Here is a 22,657-nt window from a genome sequence, read left to right as displayed (position 1 = left end):
GTCAGCCGGTCAGGACGGGAAGTGCGGCGAGCAGGGTAGCCGTGTACTGGTGCTCCGGCCTGGCGAACACGTCCTCGACGGGCCCCTGCTCGACGACCCGGCCGTCGTGCATGACGAGGACCCGGTCGGCCAGGTGGTGGATGACGCCGAGGTCGTGGGAGATGAACAGCAGCGCCGTGCCGTCGGCGGCGCGCAGGTCGGCGAGGAGGTCGAGGACCTGCGCCTGCACCGACACGTCCAGCGCGGACACGGGCTCGTCGCAGACCAGGACGTCGGGCCGGGGGCCGACGGCGCGGGCGATCGCGACCCGCTGGCGCTGCCCGCCGGACAGCTCCCGCGGGTGGCGGCGCAGGTGCGCGGCGCCGAGCCCGACCCGTTCGAGCAGCTCCACGACCCGGTCCCGGCGGGCCGCACCGCGCAGGTCGAGCGGTTCCGCGACGAGCTTCTCCACCGTGTACCGCGGGTCGAACGAGCTCAGCGGGTCCTGCGAGACGACCTGCAGCCGCCGCCGGTCCGGGCGCCGCCGCCGCTCGGGCACACCGGTCCACCGCGTCTGTCCGAGGTGGACGGTGCCGCCGTCGGGTTCGAGGAGGCCGAGCGCGATGCGGGCCACGGTGGTCTTGCCGGACCCGGACTCGCCGACGACGCCGAGGATCTCGCCGCGGGCGAGGGTGAAGGTCACGTCGTTGACGGCGTGCCGGGTGCCGAAGTGCTTGTGCAGGCCATCGGCGCGCAGCACCGTCCGCGAAGGGTCGACGGCCGGCGCCGGTAGCGGTGAACGGGTGGTGCTGCTGAGCCGGTGCCCGCGGGACGCGGCGGTCGGCACGGCCGCGAGGAGCATCCGGGTGTAGTCGTGCTCCGGCGCGGTGAGGATCCGCTGCGTCGGGCCCTGCTCGACGATGAGCCCGTCGCGCATGACGAGGACCCGGTCGGCGATCCCGGCGACCACCGCCAGGTCGTGGCTGACCAGCAGCAGCGTCGAGCCCGCCGCGCGGCGCTCGGCGAGCAGCCGCAGCAGCGAAGCCTGCACGGTCACGTCCAGGGCGGTGGTCGGCTCGTCCGCGATGAGCAGCGGCGGGTCGGCGGCGATCGCCGAGGCGATCAGGGCGCGCTGGCGCAGCCCGCCGGACAGCTGGTGCGGATACTGCCGGGCGCGCTCCGCCGGCTCGGGCACGTGCACCGCGTCGAGCAGCGCGGTGACCTGCGCGTCGCGGGTGGCGGCGACCCCGACCCGGTGGGTGCGCAGCACCTCGCCGATCTCCTGCCCGACCGTGTTGAGCGGGTCGAGGGAGACGAGGGCGTCCTGCAGGACCAGCCCGGCGACCCGGCCGCGCAGGCGGCGCCAGTCCCGGTCGGTGTAGCCGCCGGTGTCGCGGCCGTCGACCTCGAGGGCGGCCGCCCGCACCTCGGCGAAGGGGCCGGCGAGCCCGACGAGGCTGCGGGCGGTGACGCTCTTGCCCGAGCCGCTCTCCCCGACGATGGCGACGCACTCGCCGCGCTCGACGGTGAAGCTGATGCCGCGCACGGCGTGCACGGGACCGGTGCCGCCGCCGGGGAACGTGACGTGCAGGTCGTTGACGGTGACGAGTGCGGCCATGTCAGCGCCTTCCCTCGAAGCGGCGTTGCAGCCGCCGGCCGACGGCGGTCAGCGAGATGACGGTGATGGTGAGGGTCGCGCCCGGCAGGATCGCCGCCCACCAGGCGACCCGCAGGTAGTTGCGGCTCTCGGAGAGCATCGCGCCCCATTCCGGCGACGGCGGTTGCGGGCCCATGCCGAGGAACGACAGCGCGGAGGCGTTGACGATCGCGCTGCCGAGTCCGATCGTGGCGAGGATCGGCAGCGGGCCCAGCACGTTGGGCAGGATGTGCCGCCACACCAGACGGGTCCGGGACAGCCCGAACGTGACCGCCTGTTCGACGTAACCGGACCGGCGGACCAGCAGCGTCTGGGCGCGCACGATCCGGCCGTACCGGGGCGCGAACGCCAAGGCGATGGCCATGATGAGACTCGGGGTGCCCGGCTCGGTGAACGCGATGAACAGCAGCGCCAGCAGCACCTCCGGAAACGCCGACAGCACGTCGAGCGCGCGGCTGAGCACCTCGTCGACGGCGCGCGGGGACAGCCCGGCGACCAGGCCGAGGATGCCGCCGGAGAGCACCGACAGCAGCGTCGAGATGACGCCGATGCTGAGGGAGTACCGGGCACCGTGCACGACCCTGGTGAAGACGTCGCGGCCGAGCTGGTCGGTGCCGAACCAGTGCGCGCCGCTCGGGCCCTCGAGGGCGTGGAACGGGTCGGCGGCGAGCGGGTCGGTGCCGGTGAGCAGCCGCGGCGCGACCGTGGCCACGGCGACGAGCAGCAGCACCACCCCCGCGGCCGCCAGCCCCGGCGCGAACCGCCGGCCGCGTGACGGCGCCGGGTCCGGGTGCGGGGCGAGCGCCGCCACCGGCGACGTGGCCTGTTCGGGCAGGGCGATCGACATGACGGGTCAGCCTTTCCGCAGGCGCGGGTCGATGAGCAGATACGCCAGGTCCGCGAGGGTGCTGAGCACCACGTAGATGGCGGCGGCGAGCATCACGACCGCGAGGACCACCGGAATGTCCTTGTTGTTGACCGCCTCGGTGGCGACCTCGCCGAGGCCGGGCCGGCCGAAGACCCGCTCGACGATGACCGCGGCGCTGAGCAGGAACCCGATCAGCGTGCCGGCCAGGGTCACCGCCGGCAGCAGCGCGTGGCGCAGGGCGTGCCGCCACAGCAGGGCGGACCGGGTCAGGCCGCGGGCCCGGGCGGTCACCGCGAACGGCTCGTCCAGGGCCCGTTCCAGGCCTTCGCGGATGACCTGGCTGAGCAGCCCGCCGATCGGCAGCGCGAGGGCCACGGCCGGCAGCACCAGCGCGGACGCGTCCCGGTCGCCGGAGACGGGGAACCAGCCGAGCTGGAAGGAGAACACGCTCAGCAGCAGGATGCCGATGAGGAACCCGGGCGCGGACACGATGGACAGTTCGATGCCGGAGACGAGGCCGCGCAGCCAGCGGGCCCGCCCGGCGGTGACGATCGCGAGGCCGACGGCGATGACGGCGCTGAACGCGGTGGCCAGGAGGGTCAGCTTCACCGTCGGCCAGACCTGGCTGCCGATGATGTCCACGACGGGACGTTGCAGCACGTAGGAGCGGCCGAAGTCGCCGTGCAGCAGCCGCCACAGGTAGTCGACGTACTGCACCACCGCCGGCCGGTCGAGGCCGAGGTCCCTGGCGATCTGGGCGCGGATCTGCGGCGTGTCCGGGCCGTCGCCGACGAGCGTGTCGACGGTGTCGCCCGGGGCGAGCCGCAGCGCGAGGTAGGCCGCGGAGGCGGCGGCCCAGAGGACCACCGCCCCACTGCCGAGCCGCCTGAGGATCGGCTTCAGCATCGCTACTTGCCGATCCACACGGTGTAGGCGCTGCCGGGCACGCCCGCGGTCGGCTCGAAGCCCACCCCGCCGACCTTCTTCTGCGCCGCGACCTGGTCCGCCGGCGCGTACAGCGGCAGCAGGACCGCCTGGTCGGTGTAGACCTTCTGGATGGTCGAGTACGCCGCCTTGCGCCTGGCCGGGTCGCTGGTGGCCTGCGCCTCGACGATCAGCTTCTCCAGCTCGGGGTCGGAGAAGCCGTGCCGGTTGATCGGGGCGCCCTTCGGCACGATCAGGCCGAGCGCGGCGCCGGCCTCGGTGTCGGCGCGGGAGTTGTCGAAGACCTCGAACTCGCCCTTGGCCAGGGCGTCCGCGGCGGTGCCCTGGTCGACGACCTTGACCTGCAGGTCGATGCCGGCGGTCTGCTTCACCGCGGCCTGCACGGCCTGGGCGAGGATGTCGCGCTTGTCCCGCACGAACGGCGCCGACAGCACGATCCGGGCGGTGAGCCGCTTGCCGTCCCTGCTGCGGAAGCCCTCGCTGTCCTTCGCGCTCCAGCCGGCCTCGTCGAGCAGCTTGTTGGCCTCGGCGGGGTTGTTGCCGTAGGTCTTCTCGACCGACGCCTCGTAGAACGGGCTGGACGGGCTCAGGATGCTCCACGCCCGGGTCGCGGTGCCGCGGTACACCCCCTGCAGGACCGCGTCGACGTCGACCGCGTCCCGGAACGCCTTGCGGACCCGGATGTCGTCGAACGGCGCGTGCGTCTGGTTGAAGTAGAGGTTGTACGCGGTGCCGCTGTTGAGCTGCTTGGCGAAGGTCAGGTTCGGGTCGCTCCTGACCAGCTCCTGCTCGGTCGCGGGGACACCCTCGATGACGTCGACCTGGCCGGAGGTCAGGGCGCCGACGCGCACCGAGGACTCCTTGAGGAACCGGTAGGTGATCTCGTCGAGGTAGGCGGGGCCCTGGTGGCCGGCGTTGGACGGGGCCCACGCGTAAGCCGGGTTCCTCTTGTAGTGGACCTCCTGACCCTTCGTGTAGCGGTCGAGGATGAAGGGCCCGGTGCCGACGACGGACGGCCCGCCGGCCTTCAGGTCGGGGCTCTTGAGCGACTTCGGCGACACCTGCGCGCCCTGCGGCGAGGCGAAGAAGTCCAGGATGAGCACGTCGGGCTGCTTGAGGTGCACGGCGATGGTCTTCGGGTCGACGACCTCCGCGTCCTTGAAGTTTTTCAGCTGGGTCGAGGCGACACCGGGGTTGTAGCCGGCGACGAGAAGCTGGTCAAGGTTGGCCTTGACGGCGGCGGCGTCGAACTTCTCGCCGTCGTGGAACGTGACGCCCTCGCGGAGCTTGAACGTGTAGGTGAGCCCGTCGGCGGACGCCTCCCACGCCGTGGCCAGCCACGGCAGGTAGCCGCCCTTGTCGTCGTGGGTGAGCAGCGCCTCGAAGCTGTTCCAGACCAGCAGGCGGGCCTTCGCCTGGGCGTACTGGTGCGGGTTGAAGGTGATCGGCTCGGTCTCGATCGCCCAGGTGAGCTTGCCGCCCTGGACGGGCGCGCTGTTGCCGGCGGCGGGGTCCTCGGCGGCGGCGCCGTTGCACCCGCCGAGCAGTAAGGCCGCGACGGCAAGGGACGCGAGGTATCTACGCATGGACATCCTCAAGTGGGGAGTTCGCGACCGGGTTCGCGATCGTTCGGAGCCGCCATCACGCACTTCGGCAGCAGCCGGCGGGTGGTCAGCGTCTCGTTGGGGCCAGTGCAGCAGTGGCTGTGCGTGACTGTCAACGGTCGATGGGCAGTCCTGTCGGCCTTCTCACGTACCTCTGGATAAATTCCTAGTATCCACGTAGGATTGGTCGGCTATCTGGCTCCGGATCCACGGAGGACCTCCATGCCGAAATTGCCGCGCTCAAGCCGTCTGGCCAGCCCAGTTGACACGACGGCCCATGGCGAATACCGCATCCCGCAACGCCCCGACGACCCTCGCCCGCTGTACCGGTTCGCCGGACATGTAGTGGACGATCCACAACCCGGCCGTTACCACCTCTACGCGGGGTGGTTCTGCCCGTGGTCGCAGCGCGTGACGATCGCCCATGCCCTGGCCGGCCTCCGCGACGTCGTCACGGTGTCCTACGTCGACAACGTCCGCGACGGGCGCGGGTGGGCGTTCCGGGAGCGCTACGGACCCGACCCGGTCAACGGCTTCACGCTGCTGCGCCAGGCGTACGAGGCCACCGAGGAGGACTTCGACGGCCACGTCTCGGTCCCGACGCTGTGGGACCGCGGCACCGCCCAGGTGGTCAGCAACGACTTCAAGGGCATCGGCATCGATTTCGCCACCCGCTTCCGGCACGTGGCGACCCCGGTGATCGACACCTACCCGGAGGCGCACCGCGAGGAGATCGAGCAGCTCGACGCGTGGCTCAACCCCGCCGTCAACCGTGGCGCCCCCGGCAGTACTGCCTTCCTGGACGCCCTCGGCACCCTGGACGAGCGGCTCGCCACCCGCCGCTACCTGCTCGGCCCCGCGATCACCGAGGCCGACATCCGCCTGTACGTCACCCTCGTGCGTCTCGAGCTTCGCCTCGCCGACTTCCCCCACCTGTGGGACTACGCGCGGGACCTGTACACCGTGCCGGCGTTCCGCGACACCACCGACTTCACCACCTATGGGCAGGCCGGCGAGCTCCTCGACTGGGACGCCCCGGTGGACCGCCCCGAAGGGATCCCCGCATGAGCGAGTTGCACCTGGCAGTCGCGCTGGACGGCGCGGGGTGGCATCCCGCGGCCTGGCGGGATCCGTCCGCGCTCCCTGATGCGCTCTTTTCGCCGGTGTACTGGCTGAGCCTGGTCCGCCTGGCGGAGCGCGGCAGGCTGGACTTCGTCACCATCGAGGACTCCCTCGGCCTGCAGTCCGGCCGCTACGACGGGCTCGACGGGCGGGCCGACCACGTCAAGGGGCGGCTCGACGCGCTGCTCATCGCGGCCCGGGTCGCGCCCGTCACCACCCACATCGGCCTGGTGCCGACGGTGACCGTGACCCACACCGAGCCGTTCCACGTCTCCACCCAGCTCGCCACCCTCGACTACCTCAGCACCGGCCGGGCCGGATGGCGGGCCCAGGTGTCCGGCCGGGCCGTCGAGGCCGCGCACTTCGGCCGCCGCACCTTCCCGGCGTTCGACCTGGCGAGTCATGAGGAGCCCGCCGTCCAGGCGCACATCGCCGAGCTGTTCGCGGAGGCCGCCGACCACATCGAGGTGGTCCGCCGGCTCTGGGACAGCTGGGAGGACGACGCCGAGATCCGCGACGTCGCCACCGGCCGGTTCGTCGACCGGGACAAGCTGCACTACATCGATTTCGCCGGCGCGCAGTTCAGCGTCAAGGGACCGTCGATCACGCCGCGCCCGCCGCAGGGCCAGCCGATCGTCACCGCTCTCGCCCACAGCCGCGCCGGCTACGACCTCGGCACCGACATCGTTTACGTGACGCCGACCAGCGTGGCGAACGCGGCCGAGATCGTCACCGAGGTCCGCTCGCTCGGCCCGGCCAAGGTCTTCGCCGACGTCGTCGTGTTCCTCGACCCGGAGCGCAAGGCCCGCCTCGACGAGGTCGACGGCGCGCCGTACACCAGCGACGCCCACGTCTACACCGGCGACGCCGCCGGGCTGGCGGAGCTGCTGCTGTCCTGGCGGGAGACCGGCCTCGACGGGTTCCGGCTGCGCCCCGGCGTGCTGCCCGCCGACCTCTCGGCGATCGTCGACGACCTGCTGCCGCTGCTGCGGGCCGAGGGCGCCTTCCGCACCGACTACACCGCCACCACCCTGCGCGGGCACCTCGGCCTGCCCGCCGCGCAGAACCGCTACGCCCGCACGGAGGTCACCGCATGACGAAGTTTTCGGGGAAACCACAGAAGCAGGTCGTCCTCGCGGCGCACTTCCCCGGCGTGAACAACACGACGGTGTGGAGCGACCCGGCGGCGGGCAGCCAGATCGCCTTCGACTCGTTCCGGCGCTTCGCGCAGAGCGCCGAACGCGGCAAGTTCGACTTCTTCTTCCTCGCCGAGGGCCTCCGGCTGCGCGAGCAGCGCGGCCGCATCCACGACCTGGACGTCGTCGGCCGGCCAGACGCGCTCACCGTCCTCGCCGGCCTCGCCGCGGTCACCACCCACCTCGGGCTCACCGGCACCGTCAACGCCACCTTCAACGAGCCCTACGAACTGGCCCGCAAGCTCGCCTCGCTGGACCACCTGTCCGGCGGCCGGGCCGGCTGGAACGTGGTCACCTCCTCCGACGCGTTCACCGGGGAGAACTTCCGCCGCGGCGGCTACCTCGACCGCGCCGACCGCTACACCCGCGCCGCCGAGGTGCTGCACACCGCCCGCGAGCTGTGGGACACCTGGCCCGCGGACGAGGTCACCGCCGACCGTGCAGCTGGGGTCTTCACCCGCACCGGCGACCCCGGTCACTTCGTCCACAGCGGGCAGCACATCGACATCCAGGGGCACTTCACGGTGCCCCGCAGCCCGCAGGGCCGGCCGCTGATCATCCAGGCCGGCGACTCGGACCCGGGCCGCGAGTTCGCCGCCCGCGACGCCGACGCGATCTTCTCCCGGCACGGCACCCTCGAGTCCGGCAGGGCGTTCTACGCCGACGTCAAGGGCCGCATGGCCCGCCACGGGCGGCACCCCGACCAGCTGAAGATCCTGCCGGCCAGCACGTTCGTCCTCGGTACCAGTACCGAGGAAGCGGTTGAGAAAGCCCACCACATCCGCCGCCAGCAGGTCAGTCCCCAGACCGCGATCCTGCTGCTGGAGCAGCTGTGGAACAAGGATCTCAGCGACCACGACCCCGAGGGGCCGCTGCCGGTCTTCGACCCGGTCCTGGACGACGACTCCATCATCAAGGGCCGCACCCGGCTCTTCGACGACCCCCTGGCGACCGCCCGGCAGTGGCGCGACCTCGCTTCGGAGAAGGGGCTCGGCATCCGCGACCTCATCATCGAGGTGACCGGCCGGCAGACCTTCATCGGCACCCCGTCGAGCGTGGCGGCCACCATCGACGAGTTCGTGCAGAGCGACGCGGCCGACGGCTTCATCCTCGTGCCGCACCTGGTGCCCGGCGGTCTCGACGAGTTCGTCGACGGGGTGGTGCCGCTGCTGCAGGAGCGCGGCGTGTTCCGCACCGACTACACCACCACGACGCTGCGCGGGCACCTCGGGCTCGACCATGTCTGACCCGGTCTTCCACTGGTTCCTCCCGACCGGCGGCGACGACCACGCGGTGGGCGCCGGCACCCACGGGGGGATCATCGGCGCGCAGGACACGGCGCCGCTGCCCCGCTCCGCCACCCACCGGGCGCCGACCCTGGACTACCTGACCCAGATCGCGCGGGCCGCCGACCAGCTCGGCTACGCCGGCGTGCTCACCCCGACCGGCGTGCACTGCGAGGACGCGTGGCTGACCACCGCCGCGCTGATCGCCGCGACCAGGAAGCTCAAGTTCCTCGTCGCGTTCCGGCCCGGGCTCATCACCCCGGTCCTCGCCGCGCAGATGGCCGCCACGTTCCAGCGGCTGTCCTCCGGCCGCCTCCTGCTCAACGTCGTCATCGGCAGCAGCGCCGCCGAGCAGCGCGGCTACGGCGACCCCCTGGACCACGACGCCCGCTACGAACGCGCTTCGGAGTTCCTCGACGTGGTGCGCGCCGCCTGGGCGGGTGCCCGCTTCGACCATCACGGGCTCTTTTTCGATGTCGAGGGTGGGCTCCTGCGCGAGCCACCTTCCATTGTTCCCACGGTGTATCTCGGCGGGTCGTCGGACGCCGCGATCAAGCTCGCCGCCCGGCACGCCGACGTGTACCTCACCTGGGGCGAACCGGTCGACGCCGTCGCTGCGAAGATCGCGGCGGTCCGGGCCGTCGCCGACCGGCCGCTGCGGTTCGGCATCCGGCTGCACGTCATCACCCGCGCCACCGCCGACGATGCCTGGGACGCGGCCCATCGCCTGATCGCCGGACTGGACGACGAGACGATCCGCGCGCGCCAGGAGAGCCTGCGCAGCCTCGAATCCGTCGGCCAGCGCCGGATGCTGGACCTGCACGGCGGCGACCGCGACCGGCTCGTCGTCGCCCCCAACCTGTGGGCCGGCATCGGCCTGGTCCGCGGCGGCGCCGGCACCGCCCTCGTCGGCAGCCACACCGAGGTCGCCGCACGCATCGACGAATACCGTGCCGTCGGCATCGACGAGTTCATCCTGTCCGGCTACCCGCACCTGGAAGAGGCGTACACGTTCGCCGAAGGAGTCCTGCGCCAATGAAGTTCCTCGCCATCACCCTCATCGTCACCGACGGCGTGAAACCGGCCCGCGAACGGCTCCGGGAGGTCGTCGACAACGCCGTCCTCGCCGAGCAGCTCGGCTTCGACGGCTTCGGCGTCGGGGAACGCCACGAGCGGCCCTTCATCTCCTCCTCGCCGCCGGTCGTGCTCAGCCACATCGCGGCGAGGACCAGCATCATCCGGCTGTTCACCGCCGTGACGACGCTGAGCCTGCTCGACCCGGTCCGCGCCTTCGAGGACTACTCCACCCTGGACAACCTCTCCGGCGGGCGGCTCGAGCTCATCGTCGGCAAGGGCAACGGCGCCGCGCAGGCCAAGCTGTTCCACGTCACCACCGACGACCAGTGGGACCGCAACCGCGAGGGCTACGAGCTGTTCACAAAGCTGTGGCGGCAGGACAAGGTCACCTGGTCCGGCCGGTTCCGCCCGTCGCTGGACGAGGCCGAGGCGTGGCCCCGCCCACTGCAGCCGGACATCCGCATCTGGCACGGCAGCGCCACCAGCAAGGCCTCCGTCGAGCTCGCCGCGCTGCACGGCGACCCGCTCTTCTCCGCCAACGTCACCAACCCGGTCGAGCCCTACGCTTCGCTGGTCGCGTACTACCGGGAACGGCTCGCCTTCCACGGCCACGACGCCTCTGCGGCGTTGGTCGGCGCCGGCTCCGCCGGGACGTACGTGGCCGAACGGTCCCAGGACGCGATCGACGTCTACCGGCCGATCTTCAACAAACGCCTGGAGCTGTTCAAACGCGTTGGCGTCGAACCCGTCTTCCACACCCTGGAGGACGCGATCGAACGCAGCTCGATCCTCGTCGGCAGCCCGCAGCAGATCATCGACAAGGTCCACCGCTACCACGAGCGGCTCGGCCACGAGGTCATGCACGTGCAGGCCGACGCGGACGGGCTCACCGACAAGCAACACCGCGGCTCCCTGGAGCTCTTCCAGGCCGAGGTCGCCCCGGTGCTGCGCCGCGAGATCCCCAGTCGCCCGTTCCCACCCTTGGCGGTGCAGTGATGACCGTACCCCTGTCCGTCCTCGACCTCGCCCCGATCAGCTCGGGCAGCGACGCCGGCGCCGCCCTGCGCAACACCGTCGACCTCGCCAGGCGCGCCGAGTCCTTCGGCTACCAGCGTTACTGGGTCGCCGAGCACCACTTCGCCGGCGGTGTGGCCAGCGCCGCACCGGCCGTGCTCATCGGCCTGATCGCCGCCGCCACCGACCGCATCCGGGTCGGCTCCGGCGCGATCCAGGTCGGCCACCAGACGGCCCTGTCCGTCGTGGAGCAGTTCGGCCTGCTCGACGCGGTCTTCCCCGGGCGGTTCGACCTCGGCCTGGGCCGCTCCGGCCAGCGTCGCACCGAGGCGCTCGCGGCCCGGTCCACGCCGCCCCCACCCCCACCGCCCGCGAAGGTCGTCGACGGGCTGCTCATCCCGCCGCCGTTCGACTTCGCCCGGCTCGCCGGGCAGCCGCGCTTCGCCCTGTTCGGCGCGCTGTTGCAGCAGCCGGGCGCGGTGTCACCCGACTTCGCCGACGTCGTGGAGGACATCCAGGCCCTGATCGCCGGCACCTACGCCCGCGACGGCCTCGACGTGCACGTCACCCCCGGCGAGGGCGCCAAGGTCGAGCTGTGGATCCTGGGCTCCAGCGCCGGGCAGAGCGCCACCGTCGCGGGGGAGCGGGGCCTGCCGTTCGCGGCCAACTACCACGTCGCGCCGGCAAGCGTCCTGGAGGCCGTGTCTGCTTACCGCGCCGCGTTCCGCCCGTCCCCGGTGCTGGACCGCCCGTACGTCGTCGTCTCCGCCGACGTGGTGGTCGCTGCCGACACCGCGACCGCCCAGCACCTCGCCTCGCCCTACCGGCACTGGGTCCGCAGCATCCGCACCGGCGCCGGCGCGATCCCCTTCCCGACCCCGGCCGAGGCCGCCGCCACCCCGTGGACCGACGACGACCAGGCCCTCGTCCAGGACCGCCTCGACACCCAGTTCGTCGGCGACCCGGCCACCGTCGTCGCCAAGCTGCAGACCCTGCAGCGGGCCACCGGCGCCGACGAACTGCTCGTCACCACCATCACCCACGACCACGCCGACCGCGTCCGCTCCTTCGAACTGCTCGCCAAGGAATGGTTCATGATCCGGTAGATCCTGTGCACCCCTGGGTACACAGGATCTACCGGATCATGGGGAAGTCGCCCGGTAGAGGAGCCAGGTGGCGAGGCTGAACCCCATCACCGCCACGGCCGTCCGCAGCACCTTCGGGTCGGCGCGGCGGGTGATCGCGGGGCCGAGCGCGCCGCCGATGCCCGAGCCGACCGCAAGGGGGATGACGGCCCACCAGGCGACGTCGGCCACGACCGCGAACATGGCCGCCGGCACGATGTCGGCGCAGGCCGTGAGCGCGTTCTTCACCGCGTTGGCCCGGACCAGGTGCGGCTCGACCAGCAGCAGCACGATGGCGAGGGTGAGGATGCCCGACCCGGCACCGAAGTATCCGCTGTAGACGCAGACGCCGAAGAACGCGACCGCGGCAACGACCCGCTGCCAGCCGGCCACCGCCGTGTCTTCGCCGGCGGCCGCGGCTGCGGCCGGTTCGTCGATCGTGGGGCGGATCAGGATCAGGGCCGCGGCGAACGCGATCAGGAACGGCACGAGCCACGCGAACACCCCAGGCGGGGTGACCAGCAGCAGCACCGCCCCGCCGGTGCCGCCGATCACCGCGACGGCGGCCCACCACGGCAGCCGCCGCCGGTGCACCCGCAGCTCTTGCCGGGACGCGGCCGAGGACGCCACCGCACCGCTGATCAGCGCGACCGTGTTGGCGACGTTCGCCTGCAGCGGGCCCAGGCCGGCGGCGAGCAGCGCGGGATACGTCACGAGCGACGTGATGCCGCCCGCGGTGCCGATCACGCCGCCGAGCATCCCGGCCAGGACGAGCAACATGATCCGCACGGTGGTGACGGTACCGGTGCGGTTGACATCGACAGCGGCTATACCTAGGTTGCCTAGGTATGGACGTCAGGGGTCATCTCGACCTGTTGTTGCTCGCCGTGCTGGCCGATGGGGGCCCGGTGCACGGCTATGCCCTGATCGCCGCGCTGCGGGACCGCTCCGACGGGATGTTCGACCTGCCGGAGGGCACCGTCTATCCGGCGTTGCACCGGCTGGAGCGCGAAGGCCTCGTCGTGAGCCACTGGGAGCCGGCCGTGCCCCGCCGCCGCCGGGTCTACGCACTCACCAGCGACGGCCGGCAGGCGCGGGTCGCGAAGCAGGTCGAGTGGCGCAGCTTCGTCAGCGGCGTGCAGTCGGTGCTCGGGCCCGCCGCCGGGCCGGTGCCGGCATGACCACGGCGCAGAGCCCGGTCGAGCGGTATCTCGACGAGATGTTCGACCGGCTGGCCGGCACCGGCGCACCCGGCCGCCGGATGCTCGCCGAGGCCGAGAGCCACCTGCTCGCCGCGACCGAGGACGGCATCGGCCGTGGCCTGGATCCCGAGACCGCCGAGCGCGACGCGGTGGCCAGGTTCGGCGCCGCCGCCGAGATCGCCCGGCAGGTCCCGCCCGCACCGGCGAGCCTGCGGGCCGCGCTGCGCAGGTCCGCCGTCGGCGGGTGGGCGGTCGCCGGTGCCGCCCTGGCCTGGTACGGGACGAGCGGCGTCCTCACCTGGCTGCTCGGCCGGCCGTTCGCCCAGCTGCTGGTCGCCACGGACCGGTTCGGCCGTGACCGGAACATGTGCGAGCGACCCTGGGTGCCGAGCGAGCCAGGGCTCGACTGTGCCGGGCACTACTTCGGTCAGCTCGACCGGGTGCCGGTCGGTGGTGCACGGTTCCCGTTCGCCGTGGTGGCGCTCATCGGCATCGGGCTGCTGGTCGCCCTGGTCGTGGCACGCCGCTGGACCCCGCTCGGCACGGCCGCCTGGACGCCGGCGGGTCCGACACTGGGGCTGGCGTTCGCGGTGCCGTTCGGGTTCGTGGCGCTCCTGCTGGCGTTCTACGGCGTGGTCGGCGCCTCCGCACGCATGCAGAACTGGACCCTCAGCTACTTCGTGGCCGGCCTGCTCGCCGGGGTGATCGCCGTCGTGGCCGTGCGAAAGGCGCGCCGGGCCACATAGGGCGTCAGTCGAGCATCGCGCCGCAGGACATGTTCAGGGCGGTGCCCGTCAGCGTGCGGGCCAGGTCGGACGCGGCGAAGACGGCGAGGTTGCCGGCGTCCTCCAGCGTCGCCGGCCGGCCGAGCAGGGTCTGGCCGGTGATGCTCGCCTCGATGGCGGCGCGGCCGGGGACGTCCGCCGGGATCACCTCGGGCACGCCGCCGGTGCGCAGGGTCAGCACCCGTACACCATGCGCTCCGAGCTCCACCGCCAGCTGGCGGCGAAGGTGTTCGACGGCCGCGAACCCGGCCTGCAACCCGCCGAGGTGGAAGTCGCGCGGTGGGTCGCCGGCGCCGCCGAAGAACAGCAGGACGCCGCCGCCCTGGCGGACCATGTGCCGGCCGGCGGCGCGGGACGTGATGAACTTCGAGCGGACCGACTGCACCACGGGCGCCAGGTAGTCCTCGACGGCCATGTCGAGGACCGGGGTGCCCTGCACGTCGGCGTCGGCGATCACGTTGACCGCCACGTCGATCCGGCCGGCCGCGGCGACGACGGCCGCCGCGTGCGATTCGACCGCGTGCTCGTCGAGGGCGTCGACGACGGCAGTGTCGGCGCTCCCACCGGCCGCGCGGATCTCCTCGGCCACCGAGGACAGGGTGGCCAGGGTGCGCCCAGCGAGGAACACCCGCGCGCCGGCCCGGCCGTATGCCCTGGCCATGGCACCGCCGATCGAGCCGCCGCCCCCATAGATGATCGCGTTCTTCCCTGCCAGCAGCATGATGTTCCTTCCAGGTGGATGCATCCGTCACTGGTACAACCCGGCCCGGCGGAGAAAATCATCGCGCTTCGAGGAACTCCGGCAGGCCGAAGGCGGAGAACAGCGCCGGACCGAGGAATGACACCACCTCGGTGACCCGCGACCCCCGCACCGTCACCAGGTCGATACTGGCCGCCTCGAAGCGACCGTCGGACAGCAGGTACGTGCCGAACGCCGGCCGCCCGTTCGCCGCGGTAGGCAGGAACCGCCACCGGTGGCGGGAGGGGCCTTCGAGGAGGAACGTGTGAATGGCCGGGGCACCGTCGTACACCTCGGGCAGCGGAGGCATCGAATACCTGGCGTCGTCGGCCAGCATGCCGACGATGGTGTCGACGTCGCCGGCCTCCCACGCGGCGCGGTACGCGGCGGCGACCCGGCGCACCGACGGAGGTGGGGGTGTCGGGTCCGGGGCGGGCAGTGCCTTGCGGGCCCGCTGGACGGCGCTGTTGACGGCGGCGACGGTGGTGTCGAGCAGCCCGGCGGTCTCCGCGGCGGAGAAGCCGAGCACCTCGCGGAGCAGGATCGCGGCCCGCGGCCGGGGCGGGAGATGCTGCAGGGCCGCCACGAACGCCAGCTCCACCGAGACGCCGGTGAGCGCGTCCGGCAACGGCTGCAGCCAGAGCGGCTCGCCGCCGTCGGAAACCGCGAGCGGTTTCGAAGACAGCATGCTCAGGCAGCGGTTGGTGGCGATCCGGAACAGCCACGGGCGCACCCCGGCGGGGTCGTCGAGGCGCGGGAACGCCTTCCAGCCTCGCAGGTACGTCTCCTGCACCGCGTCCTCGGCGTCGTGCAGCGAGCCCAGCATCCGGTAGCAGTGCGCGAGCAGCTCGCCCCGCAGCGGGCCGGTGAGCTCCTCGAACGTCACCCGCCCAGCCTAAAATCATGTATTTCCCATTACATTACTGGGGAACATTCTGTCGGAGGGTTGACGGAAAAATTCCATCCGCCCTACGGTGTCAATCGTGTCCGTTGAGGGTGTTCACGCGCTGGTCAGGCGCACGCATGAGGAGCGCGTCCTGCGCGTCCTGCGGGAACACGGCGCCCTCAGCCGGGGACAGATCGCCGCGAAGGTCGGGTTGTCCCGCACCACCCTGTCGGAGATCACGGGCGACCTGCTGTCCCGGGGGGCGGTCGTGGTCGTCGACACCGACGCGAGCCTGCGCGCCGGCAGCGGCCGGCCGGCGGAGCTGCTGACGCTCGACCCGTCGTCAGGGCAGTTCCTCGGCGTCGACCTCGGGCACACCCGGGTCCGCATCGCCGTCGCCGACGCCGCCCACGAGGTGATGGCGGCCGGCCACCAGACCTACGGGCCCGACACCGGCTGGCCGGAGCGGGTCGCGATCGCCTTCGACCTGATCGACGACGTGGGCACCGGCTCCGGGGTCAGCTTCCGCGCCCTGCAGGGCGTCGGTGTCGGGGTCGCCGGGCCCCGGCCGGCCGAGCCGGCGGTCGCCCAGGCGTTCCGGGAGCGGTTCGGCACGACGGTCATCGCCGACAACAACACCAGGTTCGCCGCGCTCGCCGAGGCGATCACCGAAGGTCCCGACCTGCAGGACGTGCTGTACATCCGGCTCGCCGACGGCATCGGCGGCGGTCTCGTCGTGGGCGGGCGGCTGGTCACCGGCGGGCACGGGGTCGCCGGTGAGTTCGGCCATGTCCCGGCGACCGGCCCGGGCGCGGAGCCGGATCCCTGCCGCTGCGGCCGCCACGGCTGCCTGGAGACCGTCGCGTCGGTGCCGGCGGTCCTGCGCACCTGCCGCCGGCGCGGCCTGGCCGTGCACACCGCCGAGGACCTCGAGGCGGCGCTGCGGCGCGGCGACCCGGTCGCGGCGGCGGTGCTCGACGAGGCCGCCGTCGCCGTCGGGCAGGTCCTCGCCGCCGCGGCGCTGGTGCTCGACCCGGCCCAGATCGTCGTCGGCGGGCGGCTCACCCGATGTTGGCCCGGTGTCGTCGACCGGGTCGCCGCCACCATCGCCGAACGGGCCGGCACCGCCACGCCCCGGGTGGTCCGCGCCGCCCGCCTCGGCGACGAGGACGGTGCCCTGGGTGCCATCGCCGCCCTGTACCGGCAGACCCCGCTGCTCGCCGGCTACCACTGAGCGTTCCGCACAGACCGTCCCGCGTGGACGGGCACTGCACCCTGCCCGTCGTTGAGGAGAGCGCCATGACCAGACCGGGACGCCGATGAGCGTCGTCGGTGGCACCACGAGAGCGACCCCGCGCCGCCGCGGCGTGTGGGTGCTCAACGCCGTCTCGGCGGCGGCCGGGCTCGCCGCGTGGTGGATCTACGCCACCACGGACCCGACGGTGCCGACGCCGCCGGCCGTGCTCGACAAGGCCGTCGAGCTGCTCGGCGACGGCACTCTCGAGGCGGACATCCTGGCCAGCCTGCGCCGGGTGCTGATCGGCTTCGCGCTGGGCACCGGCCTGGCCGTCCCGATCGGGTTCCTGATGGGCTGGTACACCGTGGCCCGCGGGCTGATCGAGCCGTGGGTGCAGTTCTTCCGCACCATCCCGCCCCTCGCGATCATCCCGCTGGCGATCGTGCTGATGGGGATCGGCGAGACCCCGAAGCTGTTCGTCATCTTCCTCGCCGCGTTCCTCGCCTGCGTCATCGCCACGTTCCAGGGCGTCGTCGGGGTCGATCGGACCCTCATCAACGCCGCCCGGGTGCTCGGCGCGCCCACCCGGGTCATCTTCGCCCGGGTCGTCGTGCCCGCGTCCACCCCGTTCATCCTCGTCGGCATGCGGGTCGGCCTCGGCTCGTCCTGGGCCACCCTCGTCGCCGCCGAGCTCATCGCCGCCCAGGAGGGACTCGGCTACCGGATGCAGAGCGCCCAGCTGTACTACGACCTGCCGACCATTTTCGTCGGCCTGATCAGCATCGGCGTGCTCGGCCTGCTGATGGACCGGCTGCTGCTGCTCGTCGAGCGGCGCGCCACCGGCTGGCAGGAACGCCGATGACCACTCGCATTTCCATCCGGGGCGTCGCCCGCACGTTCCCGCTGCAGGGCAAGGACTTCGTCGCGCTCGGCGACGTCTCCCTCGACGTGGCCGACAACGAGTTCGTCACCATCGTCGGCCCGTCCGGCTGCGGCAAGAGCACCCTGCTCAACATCGTCGCCGGCCTCGACCACCCGACCGGCGGGCAGGCGCTCGTCGGCGGGCAGGCGGTCACCGGGCCGGGGCCCGACCGGGGCGTCATCTTCCAGCAGTTCGCGCTGTTCCCGTGGCTGACCGTGCGCAGGAACGTCGAGTTCGGGTTGCGGACCGCGGGGGTGCCGCGGGCCGAGCGCCGCCGCCGTGCCGAGCACTTCATCGACCTGGTCGGCCTGACCCAGTTCGCCGACGCGCTGCCCAAGACGCTGTCCGGCGGCATGAAGCAGCGCTGCGCCATCGCCCGCGCCTACGCCGTCGACCCGTCCATCCTGCTGATGGACGAGCCGTTCGGCGCCCTCGACGCGCTCACCCGGGTGCGGCTGCAGGAGCAGCTCCTGGACACCTGGAGCCGCGAGAAGCGCACCGTCATGTTCGTCACCCACGACGTCGACGAGGCGGTGTTCCTCGCCAACCGGGTCGTCGTCATGGCCGCCAACCCGGGCCGCATCGTCGAGGTCATCGACGTCGACCTGCCGTTCCCACGCACCGAGGAGGTCCGGCTCGGCCCGGACTTCAGCCGGTTGCGCAACCGCGTCTGGAGCGCGGTCTATCACCAGCCTGCCCAGGAGAGGAAACCCTCATGATCTCGCGTCGCGGTTTTGCCACGGTACTGGCAGCGGCAACCCTGATCGGCGTCGCCGGCTGTGGTTCCGACGAGCCCGCGAAGGCAGGTGCGCCGACCAGGGTGACCTTCGGCTACATCGGCGACTACAACGGCACCAGCCTCCTCGCCGTCGCAGAGAAGCAGGGCCTGTGGAAGAAGTACGGCATCGACGCCACGGTGAAGGTCTTCACCAACGGCCCGGTGCAGGTGCAGGCACTGCAGTCCGGCGACCTCGACTTCGGCTACATCGGCCCCGGCGCCTTCTGGCTGCCCGCGTCCGGCCAGGCGAAGATCATCGCGATCAACACCCTCGGCGCCGCCGACCGGGTCATCGCCCAGCCCGGCATCACCTCCATCCAGCAGCTGCGCGGCAAGAAGGTCGGCGTCCCCGAGGGCACCTCCGGCGACATGATCCTCACCCTCGCGCTGCAGGCCGCCGGCATGACGAACAAGGACATCCAGCGGGTGCCGCTGGACGCCTCCACGCTCGTCTCGGCGTTCTCGTCGAAGCAGATCGACGCCGCCGGCTTCTGGTACCCGGCGATCTCCACCATCAAGAAGACCGTGCCGGACCTGGTCGAGCTCGCGAAGAACGACGACTTCGCCAGCAAGGTGTCCTTCCCCAACGCGTTCGTCGCCGGCAACAAGGTCGTCGCGGAGAAGGCCGCCGCCGTCACCAAGGTGCTCCAGGTGCTCCGGGAGGCGACCGACTACCGCGCCGCCCACCCGGACGAGACGATCGCCGCCACCGCGGAGCTGCTCAAGCAGGAGGTCGCCGCCGTGAAGGCCGACGCGGCCAACAGCAAGGCGCTGACCACCAAGGAGCTCGACGCCGCGACCGCGGACGGCACCGTCGGCACGTGGCTGACCGGCATGGGCGACTTCTTCGTCAGCGCCGGCAAGCTCAAGGCGCCGGTCGACCCGAAGACCTACTACCTCGGCGACCTGTGGACAGCGGCATCGAAGGCGGCGGCCGCCAAGTGACCACGGCACCACGCAACATCCTGTTCCTGATGACGGACCAGCACCGGGTGGACACGCTCGGCGCCTACGGCAACGCGCTCGCGCGGACCCCGGTGCTGGACGAGCTGGCCCGGAGCGGCACCCGGTTCGACCGGTGGTACACGCCGACGGCGATCTGCACCCCGGCCCGGGCCAGCCTGCTCACCGGGCAGGCACCGTTCCGGCACAAGTTGCTCGCCAACCAGGAGCGCAACGTCGGCTACAGCGAGGACCTGCCCGACGGCACGTTCACGTTCCCGCAGGCGCTGCGGGCCAACGGGTACAACTGCGGCCTGGTCGGCAAGTGGCACGCCGGCACCGCGAAGCACCCGGCGGACTACGGCCTGGACGGCGTGCACCTGCCGGGCTGGCACAACCCGGTCGACCACCCGGACTACCTGTCGTACCTGGAGTCGCGGGGGCTGCCGCCGTACCGGATCAGCGACCACGTGCGGGGGACCCTGCCCAACGGCGGGCCGGGCAACCTCCTCGCCGCGCGGCTGCACCAGCCGGTCGAGGCCACCTTCGAGTACTACCTGGCCACCCGCACCATCGAGATGCTGGAGCGCTACGCGGCCGACGGCAAACCGTTCTTCACAGCGCTGCACTTCTTCGGCCCGCACCTGCCCTACATCGTGCCCGACGAGTACTTCGACCTGGTCGACCCGTCCGATGTGGAGCTTCCGAAATCGATCGCGGAGACCTTCGTCGGCAAACCGCCGGTGCAGCGCAACTACAGCGCGCACTGGACCTTCGACACCATGCCGCTCGAGGTCACCCGCAAGCTCATCGCCGTCTACTGGGGCTACGTCACGCTCATCGACGAGCAGCTCGGCCGGGTCCTGGCCGCGATGGACTCACTGGGGCTGCGCGACGACACGTCGGTGTTCTTCACCTGCGACCACGGCGAGTTCACCGGCTCGCACCGGCTGCACGACAAGGGCCCGGCCATGTACGAGGACATCTACCGCACGCCCGGCATCGTCAGGGTGCCGGGCGCGCCCGCCGGGCAGGTCCGCGACGAGTTCGTGAGCCTCACCGACTGCACCGCCACCATCCTGGACCTCGCCGGCATCCCGTCGGCGGCCACGGTCGACTCCCGCAGCCTGCTACCACTGGTCCAGGGAGGCACCCCCGACTGGGCGCCGGACGTGGTGGCCGAGTTCCACGGGCACCATTTCCCGTACCCGCAACGGATGCTGCGCGAACAGCGCTACAAGCTGGTCGTCAACCCCGACTCCACCAACGAGTTGTACGACCTGGACACCGACCCGGACGAGCTGCACAACCTGTACGAGCGGCCGGAGCTCACGGCCGTGCGGGCCCGGCTCCTGCACCGGCTCTACACGCTGCTGCGGGACCGCGGCGACAACTTCCACCACTGGATGGCCTCCATGTACGACGTCGGGTCGCTGCGGCACGACCCGACGCTCAGCGGGCTCGACGACGCCTCGTACACACCATGACCGACTGCTGCCAACCCGCGTTCCCGTCCCGCTCTCCGCCATCGTCCGTCCACAGTGGTGGCTCGCACGGGATCGAACAGGCGCACGTGCCGGCGCAGACGTTCGCGATGGGCGACGCGCACGGCGACGGCATCCGCCCGGACGGCGAAGGCCCGGTCCACGACGTGCGGCTCGACGCGTTCAGCATCGACGCCACCACGGTCACCGTCGCCGACTTCGCCGCGTTCACCGCCGCCACCGGCTACCGCACCACCGCCGAGGCCGACGGCTGGTCCGCCGTCTTCCACCTCTTCGTCAGCGCCGACGCCGACATCGTCGGCGCCGCCCCGGCGACCCCCTGGTGGCTCGGAGTCCGCGGCGCCGACTGGGCACACCCCGACGGCCCCGGCTCCACCGCCCGCCCCGACCACCCCGTGGTCCACGTCAGCTGGCACGACGCCCAGGCCTACTGCGCCTGGGCCGGCCGCCGCCTACCGACCGAGGCGGAGTGGGAGTGCGCCGCCCGCGGCGGCCGCGCCAGCGACCGCTACCCCTGGGGCTCCACAGTGGACGTCTCGGACTGGCCGTGCAACATCTGGCAGGGCGAGTTCCCGGTCCACAACACCGCCGAGGACGGCTACAAGGCGACCGCGCCCGTGCGCACGTACCACCCCAACGGCTACGGCCTGTGGCAAGCTGTCGGCAACGTCTGGGAGTGGTGCGCGGACTGGTTCGCCGCCGACTACTACACCCGATCCCCGCTGCATGCCCCGCCCGGCCCCGTCACCGGCGTCGCGAGGGTGCTGCGCGGCGGCTCCTACCTGTGTCACGACTCCTACTGCAACCGCTACCGCAACGCGGCCCGCTCCAGCAACACCCCGGACTCCTCGATGGGCAACGCCGGCTTCCGCACCGTCAGCGCTGCCACACCGTCGTCGGCAGATCTTTCGATCCTGCCTGCCTGATCGCCGTTTCGGGGCCTTGGTTGCGGTTCGCGGGCGGCGCTCGTCATGCCCTTCAGGTCCGCACCCACATGATCCAGCGCCGTCGCGGTCATCATTCGCTGGGTGGTCGTGGACGCGACCGCGGCGCTCCTTTGATCATGGGCAGGGGCGGGGTGATCGCCGCTTCAGGGGCCGTGGTTGCGGTTCGCGCGTTCTGGTCGTCATGCCCTTCAAATATTCAGCTCCAGGCGCGGGGACTTGATGGCACCGCCCGGCCTTCGGCCGTGCGACAGGGTGGCGTGGTCACCGTGACTGCCGTCTTGCGGTGATCCCAAGCCAGGTCCGCACTCACATGGTCCACCGCCGTCGAGGTCATCATTCGGTGGTGCCACACCGTCGTTGGCTCAAGAACTCCCGACAAATCACCCAGGTCGGGGCGCCGACACGGCCCGCACCGGGATCTTTCGATCTTGCGTGCTTGATCGAAGTCGCCGGATGGCCGCCCGCACGGCCGTGGCGCTCCTTCGATCATGGGCGAGGCGGGAGGTCACTGGTTGAGCGTTGGTACCCCCGGTCTAGTCATCGATCTGTGCGGATTGATCGTGATCCGCAACGTTTTGCGTCGTGCGGGCGGCGGGAAGTCTTCCGGATCATGCATGTTCTCCGGTCGCGCCGTGGTTCGCCGTCCCCGTGCTTGATCGAAGTCGCCGGGTGGCCGCCCGCACGGCTGCGCGCATGGCCACGGGGCTCCTTTGATCATGGGCGGGTGCGGGTGATCGCCGGTTGGGCGCTGGTACCGACCGGTTCAGTGATCGATGGTTTCGTTCGTTGACCAACGGCGGTGTTGTAGCACCGAATGATGACCTCGACGGCGGTGGATCATG

General features: G+C 71.8%; 21 protein-coding genes. 14 read left to right on the top strand and 7 right to left on the bottom strand.

Going from position 1 to position 22,657, the window contains the following annotated elements:
* Position 1: 1 nt before the first annotated feature.
* The 4 genes from Dsi01nite_RS01975 to Dsi01nite_RS01960 are packed head-to-tail and all read right to left on the bottom strand — an operon-like array spanning position 2 to position 5,035.
* On the bottom strand, positions 2-1,597 hold the full coding sequence (locus tag Dsi01nite_RS01975; protein WP_203844240.1) for a dipeptide ABC transporter ATP-binding protein: 1,596 nt from the start codon (positions 1,595-1,597) through the stop codon (positions 2-4).
* A gap of 1 nt (position 1,598) precedes the next feature.
* Entirely contained in the window at positions 1,599-2,483 is an 885-nt protein-coding gene (locus Dsi01nite_RS01970; RefSeq protein ID WP_203844239.1) for an ABC transporter permease, read from the bottom strand.
* Between the two features lie 6 nt (positions 2,484-2,489).
* Positions 2,490-3,410, bottom strand: coding sequence for an ABC transporter permease (locus Dsi01nite_RS01965; RefSeq protein WP_203844238.1), 921 nt, complete (start codon positions 3,408-3,410; stop codon positions 2,490-2,492).
* A 2-nt stretch (positions 3,411-3,412) separates the two neighbouring features.
* The gene (locus Dsi01nite_RS01960; protein WP_239135617.1) at positions 3,413-5,035 is read right to left on the bottom strand and encodes an ABC transporter substrate-binding protein; all 1,623 of its coding nucleotides are present in this window, start codon (positions 5,033-5,035) and stop codon (positions 3,413-3,415) included.
* 240 nt (positions 5,036-5,275) lie between these two features.
* Between Dsi01nite_RS01960 and Dsi01nite_RS01955 the strand changes: the two genes are divergently transcribed.
* From Dsi01nite_RS01955 to Dsi01nite_RS01930, 6 genes are read left to right on the top strand one after another with little or no spacing between them, the layout of a single operon-like run.
* Entirely contained in the window at positions 5,276-6,121 is an 846-nt protein-coding gene (locus tag Dsi01nite_RS01955; RefSeq protein WP_203844236.1) for a glutathione S-transferase C-terminal domain-containing protein, read from the top strand.
* Positions 6,118-7,272 carry an LLM class flavin-dependent oxidoreductase gene (locus Dsi01nite_RS01950; protein WP_203844235.1) on the top strand — a complete coding sequence of 385 codons (1,155 nt, stop codon included), beginning with the start codon at positions 6,118-6,120 and terminating at the stop codon, positions 7,270-7,272. Before Dsi01nite_RS01955 ends, Dsi01nite_RS01950 begins: the two co-directional genes overlap by 4 nt.
* Positions 7,269-8,618 (top strand): NtaA/DmoA family FMN-dependent monooxygenase, encoded by a 1,350-nt coding sequence (locus tag Dsi01nite_RS01945; RefSeq protein ID WP_203844234.1) that lies wholly within the window; start codon positions 7,269-7,271, stop codon positions 8,616-8,618. Before Dsi01nite_RS01950 ends, Dsi01nite_RS01945 begins: the two co-directional genes overlap by 4 nt.
* Positions 8,611-9,696, top strand: a complete 1,086-nt coding sequence (locus Dsi01nite_RS01940) for an LLM class flavin-dependent oxidoreductase (RefSeq protein ID WP_203844233.1) — start codon at positions 8,611-8,613, stop codon at positions 9,694-9,696. The genes Dsi01nite_RS01945 and Dsi01nite_RS01940 overlap by 8 nt, the downstream gene beginning before the upstream one ends.
* Positions 9,693-10,730, top strand: a complete 1,038-nt coding sequence (locus Dsi01nite_RS01935; RefSeq protein ID WP_203844232.1) for an LLM class flavin-dependent oxidoreductase — start codon at positions 9,693-9,695, stop codon at positions 10,728-10,730. The genes Dsi01nite_RS01940 and Dsi01nite_RS01935 overlap by 4 nt, the downstream gene beginning before the upstream one ends.
* The gene (locus tag Dsi01nite_RS01930) at positions 10,730-11,854 is read left to right on the top strand and encodes an LLM class flavin-dependent oxidoreductase (RefSeq protein WP_203844231.1); all 1,125 of its coding nucleotides are present in this window, start codon (positions 10,730-10,732) and stop codon (positions 11,852-11,854) included. Before Dsi01nite_RS01935 ends, Dsi01nite_RS01930 begins: the two co-directional genes overlap by 1 nt.
* Positions 11,855-11,890: 36 nt before the next feature.
* On the opposite strand, the gene Dsi01nite_RS01925 is transcribed toward Dsi01nite_RS01930, so the two are convergent.
* Complete coding sequence (locus Dsi01nite_RS01925; protein WP_239135643.1) at positions 11,891-12,652, bottom strand: sulfite exporter TauE/SafE family protein; 762 nt, start codon at positions 12,650-12,652, stop codon at positions 11,891-11,893.
* Positions 12,653-12,720: 68 nt separating this feature from the next.
* Between Dsi01nite_RS01925 and Dsi01nite_RS01920 the strand changes: the two genes are divergently transcribed.
* The gene (locus Dsi01nite_RS01920) at positions 12,721-13,053 is read left to right on the top strand and encodes a PadR family transcriptional regulator (RefSeq protein ID WP_203844229.1); all 333 of its coding nucleotides are present in this window, start codon (positions 12,721-12,723) and stop codon (positions 13,051-13,053) included.
* A complete protein-coding gene (locus Dsi01nite_RS01915) occupies positions 13,050-13,820 on the top strand; it encodes a permease prefix domain 1-containing protein (protein ID WP_203844228.1) in 771 nt (256 codons plus the stop codon). Before Dsi01nite_RS01920 ends, Dsi01nite_RS01915 begins: the two co-directional genes overlap by 4 nt.
* A gap of 4 nt (positions 13,821-13,824) precedes the next feature.
* On the opposite strand, the gene Dsi01nite_RS01910 is transcribed toward Dsi01nite_RS01915, so the two are convergent.
* Together Dsi01nite_RS01910 and Dsi01nite_RS01905 are read right to left on the bottom strand one after the other, a co-directional pair.
* A complete protein-coding gene (locus Dsi01nite_RS01910; protein ID WP_203844227.1) occupies positions 13,825-14,580 on the bottom strand; it encodes an SDR family NAD(P)-dependent oxidoreductase in 756 nt (251 codons plus the stop codon).
* 58 nt (positions 14,581-14,638) lie between these two features.
* On the bottom strand, positions 14,639-15,484 hold the full coding sequence (locus Dsi01nite_RS01905; RefSeq protein ID WP_203844226.1) for an RNA polymerase subunit sigma-70: 846 nt from the start codon (positions 15,482-15,484) through the stop codon (positions 14,639-14,641).
* A 97-nt stretch (positions 15,485-15,581) separates the two neighbouring features.
* Between Dsi01nite_RS01905 and Dsi01nite_RS01900 the strand changes: the two genes are divergently transcribed.
* The 6 genes from Dsi01nite_RS01900 to Dsi01nite_RS01875 all read left to right on the top strand — a co-directional run bounded on the left by Dsi01nite_RS01900 (position 15,582) and on the right by Dsi01nite_RS01875 (position 21,794).
* Positions 15,582-16,718: an ROK family transcriptional regulator gene (locus Dsi01nite_RS01900; protein ID WP_203844225.1), complete on the top strand. Its 1,137-nt coding sequence runs from the start codon at positions 15,582-15,584 to the stop codon at positions 16,716-16,718.
* 85 nt (positions 16,719-16,803) lie between these two features.
* Positions 16,804-17,583: an ABC transporter permease gene (locus Dsi01nite_RS01895; RefSeq protein ID WP_203844224.1), complete on the top strand. Its 780-nt coding sequence runs from the start codon at positions 16,804-16,806 to the stop codon at positions 17,581-17,583.
* Positions 17,580-18,362 (top strand): ABC transporter ATP-binding protein, encoded by a 783-nt coding sequence (locus Dsi01nite_RS01890; protein ID WP_203844223.1) that lies wholly within the window; start codon positions 17,580-17,582, stop codon positions 18,360-18,362. Before Dsi01nite_RS01895 ends, Dsi01nite_RS01890 begins: the two co-directional genes overlap by 4 nt.
* Positions 18,359-19,366: an aliphatic sulfonate ABC transporter substrate-binding protein gene (locus Dsi01nite_RS01885; protein WP_203844222.1), complete on the top strand. Its 1,008-nt coding sequence runs from the start codon at positions 18,359-18,361 to the stop codon at positions 19,364-19,366. The genes Dsi01nite_RS01890 and Dsi01nite_RS01885 overlap by 4 nt, the downstream gene beginning before the upstream one ends.
* A complete protein-coding gene (locus tag Dsi01nite_RS01880) occupies positions 19,330-20,850 on the top strand; it encodes a sulfatase family protein (RefSeq protein WP_308442001.1) in 1,521 nt (506 codons plus the stop codon). The genes Dsi01nite_RS01885 and Dsi01nite_RS01880 overlap by 37 nt, the downstream gene beginning before the upstream one ends.
* Positions 20,847-21,794, top strand: a complete 948-nt coding sequence (locus tag Dsi01nite_RS01875) for a formylglycine-generating enzyme family protein (RefSeq protein WP_203844220.1) — start codon at positions 20,847-20,849, stop codon at positions 21,792-21,794. Before Dsi01nite_RS01880 ends, Dsi01nite_RS01875 begins: the two co-directional genes overlap by 4 nt.
* Positions 21,795-22,657: the final 863 nt, after the last annotated feature.

The organism is Dactylosporangium siamense (assembly GCF_016862795.1).
GTDB classification, from domain to species: Bacteria; Actinomycetota; Actinomycetes; order Mycobacteriales; family Micromonosporaceae; genus Dactylosporangium; species Dactylosporangium siamense.
The sequence above is the reverse complement of the archived record's forward strand: the minus strand, read 5'-3'. Positions and strand labels throughout refer to the sequence as shown.